1 rRNA gene is annotated in these 2070 nt (G+C 53.8%); it reads left to right on the top strand.

Annotation, left to right across the window (positions count from 1 at the left end):
• Nucleotides 1–14: 14 nt before the first annotated feature.
• A 23S ribosomal RNA gene (locus tag GS12_RS22605) occupies nt 15–2070 on the top strand; the annotation flags it as partial.

Below are 2070 nucleotides of genomic sequence, written 5' to 3'. Positions count from 1 at the left end.
CTTGTGGGTTGTGAGGTTAAGTGACTAAGCGTACACGGTGGATGCCCTGGCAGTCAGAGGCGATGAAGGGCGTGCTAATCTGCGATAAGCGTCGGTAAGGTGATATGAACCGTTATACCCGACGATACCCGAATGGGGAAACCCGGTGCAATCCGTTGCATCATCGCAACATGAATACATAGTGTTGCGAGGCGAACCGGGGGAACTGAAACATCTAAGTACCCCGAGGAAAAGAAATCAACCGAGATTCCCCCAGTAGCGGCGAGCGAACGGGGAGGAGCCCGGAACCATCATCAGCGGTTGCGTCAGTGGAAGCGTCTGGAAAGTCGCACGATACAGGGTGAAAGTCCCGTACACGAAGATACAGCCGTTGTGAGTTCGAAGAGTAGGGCGGGACACGTGGTATCCTGTCTGAATATGGGGGGACCATCCTCCAAGGCTAAATACTCCTGACTGACCGATAGTGAACCAGTACCGTGAGGGAAAGGCGAAAAGAACCCCGGCGAGGGGAGTGAAACAGAACCTGAAACCGTGTACGTACAAGCAGTGGGAGCCTCATTTATGGGGTGACTGCGTACCTTTTGTATAATGGGTCAGCGACTTGTATTCTGTAGCAAGGTTAACCGAATAGGGGAGCCGAAGGGAAACCGAGTCTTAACCGGGCGTTAAGTTGCAGGGTACAGACCCGAAACCCGGTGATCTAGCCATGGGCAGGTTGAAGGTTGGGTAACACTAACTGGAGGACCGAACCGACTGATGTTGAAAAATCAGCGGATGACCTGTGGCTGGGGGTGAAAGGCCAATCAAACCGGGAGATAGCTGGTTCTCCCCGAAAGCTATTTAGGTAGCGCCTCGTGAACTCATCTCCGGGGGTAGAGCACTGTTTCGGCTAGGGGGCCATCCCGGCTTACCAACCCGATGCAAACTGCGAATACCGGAGAATGTTATCACGGGAGACACACGGCGGGTGCTAACGTCCGTCGTGAAGAGGGAAACAACCCAGACCGCCAGCTAAGGTCCCAAAGTCATGGTTAAGTGGGAAACGATGTGGGAAGGCCCAGACAGCCAGGATGTTGGCTTAGAAGCAGCCATCATTTAAAGAAAGCGTAATAGCTCACTGGTCGAGTCGGCCTGCGCGGAAGATGTAACGGGGCTAAACCATGCACCGAAGCTGCGGCAGCGGACGTATCACTTAAGGCGCTTAACGTGACGGCGAAGCCGGCACGTTCAAGCCACAACAACGTTGAGTCGGTCTGCGAACTGACAACAACGAAGCGTCTTAAGGATACGTCCGTTGGGTAGGGGAGCGTTCTGTAAGCCGTCGAAGGTGGACTGTGAGGTCTGCTGGAGGTATCAGAAGTGCGAATGCTGACATAAGTAACGATAAAGCGGGTGAAAAGCCCGCTCGCCGGAAGACCAAGGGTTCCTGTCCAACGTTAATCGGGGCAGGGTGAGTCGACCCCTAAGGCGAGGCCGAAAGGCGTAGTCGATGGGAAACAGGTTAATATTCCTGTACTCGGTGTTACTGCGAAGGGGGGACGGAGAAGGCTATGTTGGCCGGGCGACGGTAGTCCCGGTTTAAGCGTGTAGGTGTGTGTTCCAGGCAAATCCGGTTCACTTTACACTGAGGCGTGATGACGAGGCACCACGGTGCTGAAGCAACAAATGCCCTGCTTCCAGGAAAAGCCTCTAAGCATCAGGTAACACAGAATCGTACCCCAAACCGACACAGGTGGTCAGGTAGAGAATACCAAGGCGCTTGAGAGAACCCGGGTGAAGGAACTAGGCAAAATGGTGCCGTAACTTCGGGAGAAGGCACGCTGGTGTGTAGGTGAAGTCACTTGCTGACGGAGCCGAAGCCAGTCGAAGATACCAGCTGGCTGCAACTGTTTATTAAAAACACAGCACTGTGCAAACACGAAAGTGGACGTATACGGTGTGACGCCTGCCCGGTGCCGGAAGGTTAATTGATGAGGTTATCCGTAAGGAGAAGCTTTTGATCGAAGCCCCGGTAAACGGCGGCCGTAACTATAACGGTCCTAAGGTAGCGAAATTCCTTGTCGGGTAAGT

Origin of the sequence: Erwinia oleae (genome assembly GCF_000770305.1) — a bacterium.
GTDB lineage: Bacteria > Pseudomonadota > Gammaproteobacteria > Enterobacterales > Enterobacteriaceae > Erwinia > Erwinia oleae.
The sequence above is the reverse complement of the archived record's forward strand: the minus strand, read 5'-3'. Positions and strand labels throughout refer to the sequence as shown.